Raw genomic sequence first — 7,298 nt, forward strand, 5'->3', positions numbered from 1 at the left:
CTCGCCCCACCATGAAAATCCTCGTCCTCCACGGCCCCAACCTCAACCTGTTCGGCCGCCGCGAACCCCACATCTACGGCAAGACGACTCTGGCCGAGATCAATGCACAGCTGCAGGCGCTCGCACAAGAGCTCGGCGCGACGCTGGAAACAATCCAGTCGAACCACGAGGGCGAGCTGATCGACTTCCTGCACGCCCACATCGACGATGCACAGGGTGCGCTGGTCAACCCCGCCGGTCTCACGCAGCACGGCGTGCCGCTGCACGACGCGATCAAGGCCATGCCGTTCCCCACCATCGAGGTTCACATGTCCAACATCGCGGCGCGCGAGACATGGCGCGCGCATTCGATCATTTCTCCGGCAGTCAAGGGCACCATCCAGGGGCTCGGCCCCCAGTCCTACCTGGCCGCGCTGCGCGCGCTGGTGGAGATTCAGAAGCAAGCGGCCACCGCCTGAAGCGAGCAGACCCCATGAATCGTTGGATCGATCGATGCTGCACCGGCATCGAGGCATCGATCGCGGCCGCGCTTGCGGTCATGGTCGTTCTCGTCTTCGGCAACGTGGTGCTGAGATACGGCTTCAACTCCGGCATCACGGTGTCGGAGGAGGTCTCGCGCTGGCTGTTCATCTGGATGACCTTCCTGGGCGCGGTGGTCGCGCTGAAGCAGCACGCGCACCTTGGCGTCGACATGGTGGTGCAGAAGCTGCCGCCCGCCGGCAAGAAGATCTGCCTCGCCGTGGGTCACGTGGTGATGCTCCACATCGTCTGGCTGCTGTTCCAGGGCAGCGTCGCGCAGGCGCGCATCAACTGGGACGTGACGGCACCGGTCACCGGCGCGTCGATGGCCATCGTCTACGCTTCGGGCGTGGTGTTCTCGGTGCTGGCCGGGTTCATCCTCGCGCTCGACCTGCTGCGCCTGCTCACGGGGCGCATCGCCGAAAGCGAGCTGGTGATGGTCCAGGAATCGGAAGAAGCGGTTCAGCTGCAGCAGATCCTGGGCTCGCAAGGCGATGGCCCGGGGGAGCGCAAATGACCATCCTCGTCTTCGTCGGTTCCCTGCTGCTCGCCATGGCGATGGGCATTCCCATCGCGTTCTCGCTGCTCGCCAGCGGCGTGGCGCTGATGTGGCACCTCGACCTGTTCGATGCGCAGATCCTTGCGCAGAACGTGATCGGCGGCGCCGACAGCTTTCCGCTGCTGGCCGTTCCGTTCTTCATGCTGGCCGGCGAGATCATGAACGTCGGCGGCCTGTCCAGGCGCATCGTGGACTTCGCTCTCGCACTGGTGGGCCATGTGAAGGGCGGACTCGGCTACGTGACCATCATGGCCGGCTGCCTGCTTTCCGCGCTCTCGGGTTCGGCCGTGGCCGACGCCGCCGCGCTGACCGCGCTCCTGCTGCCGATGATGGTCAAGGCCGGCCATGACAAGCCACGCGCCGCCGGCCTGATCGCGGCCACCGGCGTGATAGGGCCTGTGATCCCGCCGAGCATCGGGCTCGTGATCTTCGGCGTGGCGGCCAACGTGTCGATCTCCAAGCTGTTCCTCGCGGCGATCGTGCCAGGCCTTCTCATTGGCGGCGCGCTCTGGCTCACCTGGGCCTGGCTGGTGCGCCGCGAGAAGATCGTGCCGCCGCCGCGCAAGTCGTCGGCCGAGATCTTCACCACGTTTCGCAAGGCGCTGTGGGCACTGATGCTGCCGCTGATCATCCTGGTGGGCCTGCGCATGGGCGTCTTCACGCCGACCGAGGCCGCGGTGGTGGCCGCCGTGTATGCGCTCTTCGTGTCCACGGTCATCTACCGCGAGATCACCTGGCGCGACCTCTACGGCATCTTCGTGAGCGCCGCCAAGACGAGTGCCATCGTGATGTTCCTGATCGCCGCGGCCATGGTGAGCGCATGGCTCATCACGGTGGCCGACCTGCCATCGAAGATCGTGGGCCTGTTGCAGCCGTTCATGGGCAACCAGATCCTGCTCATGCTCGCGATCATGGTCGTGGTGATGGTCGTCGGCACCGCGATGGACATGACGCCGACCATCCTGATTCTCACGCCGGTGCTCATGCCCGTGGTGAAGGCAGCGGGCATCGACCCGGTGTACTTCGGCGTGCTCTTCATCATCAACAACTCGATCGGGCTGGTCACGCCGCCGGTGGGCACGGTGCTGAACGTGGTGGCCGGCGTCGGGAAGATATCGATGGACGATGTCACGCGCGGCGTGGTGCCTTTCATGATTGCCGAGTTCGCCATCCTTCTGGTGATGGTGGTGTTTCCGCAGCTGGTGATTGCGCCGGCCGGATGGCTGGGCGGCTGAGATGCCGCCCTATCGCTGCGCCTTCGCCTTGCGGCGCCCAGCCTTGCTGGCAGCGCTTGCGCTCGCGTTCCTCGTGCAGCTTCCCACGGCCGCGCAGGATCCCGAGCGCGAGGTGCTGGCCGAACAACTGACGCCGCTGGCCTTCGTCTCCCCCACCGGACTGACCCCGCTGGGCGGGCGGATGCTCTTCACGGCCTTTCACGTGGCGTCCGGCCAGGAGCTGTGGGTCACCGATGGCAGCGCCGCCGGCACGGCCATGCTGAAGGACATCCGCCCCGGCTTCCGTGGTTCCTTTCCCGCGTGGCCGACGCCATTCCGGGGCCATGTCTACGTCACCGCCACCGACGGTGCGAGCGGCCTCGAACTCTGGCGCACCGACGGCACGGCCGCGGGAACCTCGCGGGTGATCGACCTGCGCCCGGGCGAGGAAGGCGCCATGCCCAGCGAGCTCATCGTGTTCCGCGATGCGCTGTACTTCGTGGCCGACGACGGCCGCAGCGGGTTCCAGCTCTGGAAGACCACGGGCACCGCGAAGAGCACGATGCGCGTGTCGTCGATCAACACCGGGCCTCGCGCAGTCGCGCGCCAGCTCACCGTCGCCGGCAAGCGCCTCTTCTTCACCGCGACCACCCGCGAGCATGGCCACGAACTCTGGGTGAGCGAGGGCACGCCAGAGAGCACGCGACTGGTGAAGGACATTCGTCCGGGCGCCGAGGACGCAGACCTCCATGCGCTGACGGCCGTGGGTGACGACATCTACTTCACCGCCAACGACGGCGAGCATGGCATCGAGCTGTGGAAGAGCAATGGCACCGAAGGCGGCACACGCATGGTGAAGGACCTGCGGCCGGGAACCGTCTCCTCGCGGCCGACCCACCTGGCTGCGCTCGGCCGCAGCTTGTACTTTGCCGCGGACGATGGCGTGCACGGCACCGAGCTCTGGAGAACCGACGGCACCGCGGCCGGCACGGCGCTGGTGAAGGACATTCGCCCGGGACGGGGCGGATCCATCTCGAGCCCTTTCGCGGCGATGGGCAACCGGCTGTATTTCGCGGCGACCGACGGGGCGTCCGGTGCGGAACTGTGGCGCAGCGATGGCACCGCCAAGGGCACCACGCTGGTCAAGGACATCGCGCCAGGGCCCGAGAGCGGCTCCCCCGCACGCTTCGCGGTGATCGGTTCGCGCTTGTGGTTCTCCGCGAACGGTGGCGGCGCCAGCGGTGTGGAGCCGTGGACCACGGACGGCTCGCCGGCCGGCACGCGCGCCGTCGCCGATGTTGCGGCCGGTGCGCGCAATGCGATGCCCCTGGGCTTTCGCGCGCTCGCAGACGCGGTGCTCTTTGTGGCCGACGACGGCCGCGGCAACGAGCGGCTGTGGGCGCGTCGCCGCGATGGGCGGGTGACGCTGATCGGCGATCCGCTCGTCGCCCGCCTGCGTTGAGCCAGGTGCCCGGCACCGGGTGCGGACAAGAAAAAGCACCGGCCAGAGCCGGTGCCGTCGTTGCCGGCGCTTGGCCGTTGAGGAACACGATCAATACACGACGATCTTTCCGGTGGGCCGGGGGCTGTGGCAATCGTTGTAGAAGTATTCGCCCGGCTTGTCGAAGGTGTGGTTCGCGGACTGCCCCGGCGCCAGCCTGAAAGCGAAGCGGCCCTCGAAGAACTGGGTGGCGCAGTGCGTGTGGGCATTGGTGCCCGGGTTCGTGAAGGTCACCGTGGTGTTCGCAGGCACGCGCATCCAGGTCGGCGTCATGGCATTGACCGCGGTCGATTCGGTTGCGCCCGGCTCGTTCGCGGCGGTCTGCACGCGCGCCAGGAACACGGTGTTGGGCGTCGGCAGCGCCGATCCCTCCACCGCGGCGCCGGACACCGGGCGACGCACGATGGGCGGTTGAGGCGTCGGCGGTGGCTGCACCGTGCCTCCAACCTTGAAGGCCCACAGGCGATCGCCGCGCGGCGCCGAATCTCCGTAGGGGATGCCCGTGCCGCCCGAGTACACCGCAACATACTGCTCGCCGTCGATCTCGTACGTCACGGGGCTGGCGCTGATCGCCGCGCCCGTCTGGAAGCGCCACAGCTCGCTGCCGTCGTTGGCATCCAGGGCCAGCAGGTTGCCGTCGGGCTGGCCGATGAAGAGCAGGTCGGACGCCGTGGTCAGGATGCCGTTGCCGTGCGCCAGCGAATACGGCATCTGCTTCTTCCACTTCACCAGGTTGGTGCCGGGATCGACGGCCACGACCGCACCGGTCATGTAGGTGCCCGGGGGGCGCAGGCCGTTGCTGGACTCGGTCAGCGAGTGGGCTGCCGCCACATAGCCCATGCCGGTATAGACCAGGCCGGTGCGCTGGCTGAAGGCCTGGTGGTTCCAGTTTGCGCCGCCGCCGTGGCCCGGGATGGAGAGGATCGGCACATCCCAGTGCGCGTCGTAGAGGCAGCCCTTCGTGTAGTTCGGCACCGCGCGGTTGGGATCTCCGGGGATCGCCGTGCCCAGCGGCTGATCGACGATGCAGGTCTCCGTCCATGCGCCCTGGCGCGGCAGGGGCTGCGTGGGCCAGCTTGCCTGGCGGGCGTCCTGCTTCACGGGCACCTCGTCGATGCCGAGCGGCGCACTGCCATCCTTGCGATCCAGGATGTAGTACATGCCCGTCTTGCTGCCGTAGATCACGACCTTGCGCTCGCGCCCGTCGATCTTCACGTCCGCGAGCACGGGCGACATCACGTTGTCCATGTCCCAGATGTCGTGGTGGACCGACTGGAAGTGCCATTTGTATTCGCCGGTCTTGAGGTCCAGCGCAACGATCGAATTGGCGAACAGGTTCAGGCCCGGCCGGGTGGACCCGTTCTGGGACGAGCCGCCGCGCACGTTGCCGAAGGTCCAGTACACCATGCCCAGCTCCGGGTCCACTGCGGGGTGGATCCAGGGCGTTGCGCCGGCGCGGTCTGACTCGGCAGCACCGCCCCAGGTGTCGTAGCCGATCTCGCCGGGACGCGGCACGCCCCAGAACGAGGTCAGCACCTTCCCGGTGGTTGCGTCCGCCGAGAACGCGGCGCCGCGGTTGCCGTCGTTGGTGCCCAGGTACACGCGCTTGTCGTGATAGACCAGCGCCACCTTCTGCAAGGCGCCCTGGTAGTCGGGGTCGGTGTTGCTGGTCGGATACTGCTTGATCCAGGCGATGGAGCCCGTGTCCGTCCTGAGCGCCACCAGCCGGTTGCCGGTGGCGACGGTGAACACCAGGCCCAGGTCCTTGGCGACGGCCACGCCGCGGCGCGTGATCGAGCCGTAAGGGGTGGTCCACTTCCACTTCGTCAGGCCGGTCTTGCCGTCCACCGCAATCACGTTGCCAAGCGCAGATTCGATATAGATGACACCGTCGACGACGACTGTCGTGCTCTGGTTGGTGCCGGTGGTCATGCCGCCTTCGATCTGGTTGACCCAGGCACCGCCCAACTGGCCTACGAGGCCCTTGTTGATCTTGTGAAGGCTGGAGTAGTTCTGGTTGCCCAGGTTGCCCCCCACCTTGGGGAAGTCCTTGTCGCCCGCAGTGCAGCAGCTCGACAGATCGGATGCGGGCGGCTCGGGCGCCGCGGCCGGCGGTGCGGATGGAGGCGGGGGTGCATTGGGTGCCGGGGCCGGCACCGACGGAAATACGGGCGCGCTGCCGCCCGATCCGCCGCATGCGCTGATCAACAGCGGCGATGTGAGCACGCCGCAGGAAAGCAGCAGCGTGACCAACGATTTTTGTTTCATGGGTATCTCCACTCGGTGAACGTGTGAACGGATGAACTCGGGGTGACCAGTGCCGCGTTTTCTTCGCCGCGCCGATCGCTGCCGGAGATCGCTATTCGGTGCAGAACGGCGTCAGCCCCATCGCCGACTTGACGCCCTGGACGACCAGCTTCTGGAATTCGATGGCACCGACCCCCGACAGGTCGGCAGCGAACGAGTGCGCGTTGTGCCCGAGCGTCGTGAGCCAGGCGCGGCCGCCGTCGTAGTACTGGCACCAGGCGACTGGATGGAAATCCGCGTGGCCAGGGTGCGGGGCCGAGGTCAGGGGCTTCAGCGTGGAGGTGTCGACCTTGGCCAGGAACTTCACCTTCGTGGGAAAGGGCGCGAGGTTGTACCACTCGTCCTGGAAGCTGAAGCGCTTGGGCACGTCCTTCGTCGAGGGGTCGTCCGAGACGATTTCGACGTCGCCGGCCCGGTTCGGCCCATGGTTGTAGAAGTTGGCGTTGCCGAGCAGGCCCTCGTAGTAGGGCCAGTTGTATTCGGCCCCGAATGCGTTGTGCAGCCCGACGAAGCCGCCGCCGCGGCGCATGTAGTTGCGCAGCGCCGTCCGTGCAGCATCCTGGCTCGTGCTGACAGCGCCGTTCCACAAGGTGTCGCGGTTCGAGCTGGCAAAGATGACGGCCTTGTAGTTGTTGATGCGGCTGCCCAGGACCGCGACGTCTTCGGTCCAGTCGACGGTGATGCCTTCGGCCGTCAGCATGCGCACCAGCCCGGCCTGCATGATGTTGTCCGGATTCATCACCGGGTTCAGGCCGCTTCCCATGGGCGTGCCCAGGTTGGCATGGCGCGGGCCGGCCGTGCGGGAGTAGACCAGCACGCGATCGGGCGTCGAGGCGAAGGCGCCCCAGTCGTGGTAGCACTTCGGATTCGTTCCCCTGCAGACGTTGTAGTAGGCGTCGAAGCTGTCGTCCTCGGCTTCGGCCACCGGGTCCGTCGGCGCGACCGGGGTGGGCTGCGCGGGCGCGCTCGGCGCCGCGGGCTGGACCGGGATGATCGGAAACGACACGCCGCCGCCGCCGCTGCCTCCGCCGCACGCGGTCACCAGCAGCGCCAGGGCCGCGGTCGATGCAAGTCCGAAGAGAAATGATCTGGGATGGTTCAAGGGAGTCTCCTTTTTTTGGGGTCGATGGCGGAACCGGCCCGCAGGGTTTGCGGATTGATCAGGCACGGCGATGCCGTTCACGAGGCACGGCGAAGC

The 7,298-nt window shown here is 67.2% G+C and carries 6 protein-coding genes; 4 read left to right on the forward strand and 2 right to left on the reverse strand.

The features are described 5' to 3' along the window. Nucleotides 1-11: 11 nt before the first annotated feature. Genes EJO66_RS31985 through EJO66_RS32000 form a run of 4 tightly spaced genes read left to right on the forward strand, consistent with a single transcriptional unit; the run spans nucleotide 12 to nucleotide 3,754 of the window. Complete coding sequence (locus tag EJO66_RS31985) at nucleotides 12-458, forward strand: type II 3-dehydroquinate dehydratase (RefSeq protein WP_125967216.1); 447 nt, start codon at nucleotides 12-14, stop codon at nucleotides 456-458. A 14-nt stretch (nucleotides 459-472) separates the two neighbouring features. Then, complete coding sequence (locus EJO66_RS31990; protein ID WP_125967217.1) at nucleotides 473-1,036, forward strand: TRAP transporter small permease; 564 nt, start codon at nucleotides 473-475, stop codon at nucleotides 1,034-1,036. Next, a complete protein-coding gene (locus EJO66_RS31995) occupies nucleotides 1,033-2,313 on the forward strand; it encodes a TRAP transporter large permease (RefSeq protein WP_125967218.1) in 1,281 nt (426 codons plus the stop codon). The genes EJO66_RS31990 and EJO66_RS31995 overlap by 4 nt, the downstream gene beginning before the upstream one ends. A gap of 43 nt (nucleotides 2,314-2,356) precedes the next feature. Continuing rightward, nucleotides 2,357-3,754 carry an ELWxxDGT repeat protein gene (locus EJO66_RS32000; RefSeq protein WP_240648944.1) on the forward strand — a complete coding sequence of 466 codons (1,398 nt, stop codon included), beginning with the start codon at nucleotides 2,357-2,359 and terminating at the stop codon, nucleotides 3,752-3,754. Between the two features lie 90 nt (nucleotides 3,755-3,844). On the opposite strand, the gene EJO66_RS32005 is transcribed toward EJO66_RS32000, so the two are convergent. Continuing rightward, the gene (locus EJO66_RS32005; protein WP_125967220.1) at nucleotides 3,845-6,061 is read right to left on the reverse strand and encodes an outer membrane protein assembly factor BamB family protein; all 2,217 of its coding nucleotides are present in this window, start codon (nucleotides 6,059-6,061) and stop codon (nucleotides 3,845-3,847) included. 91 nt (nucleotides 6,062-6,152) lie between these two features. After that, on the reverse strand, nucleotides 6,153-7,202 hold the full coding sequence (locus tag EJO66_RS32010; protein ID WP_125967221.1) for a ThuA domain-containing protein: 1,050 nt from the start codon (nucleotides 7,200-7,202) through the stop codon (nucleotides 6,153-6,155). Nucleotides 7,203-7,298 lie beyond the last annotated feature (96 nt).

The organism is Variovorax beijingensis (assembly GCF_003951285.1).
Lineage (GTDB): Bacteria > Pseudomonadota > Gammaproteobacteria > Burkholderiales > Burkholderiaceae_C > Variovorax > Variovorax beijingensis.

Coding starts and splice junctions, on each gene's coding strand:
- EJO66_RS31985 (WP_125967216.1), top strand. CDS start 12: ATGAAAATCCTCGTCCTCCACGGCCCCAACCTCAACCTGTTCGGCCGC.
- EJO66_RS31990 (WP_125967217.1), top strand. CDS start 473: ATGAATCGTTGGATCGATCGATGCTGCACCGGCATCGAGGCATCGATC.
- EJO66_RS31995 (WP_125967218.1), top strand. CDS start 1,033: ATGACCATCCTCGTCTTCGTCGGTTCCCTGCTGCTCGCCATGGCGATG.
- EJO66_RS32005 (WP_125967220.1), bottom strand. CDS start 6,061: ATGAAACAAAAATCGTTGGTCACGCTGCTGCTTTCCTGCGGCGTGCTC.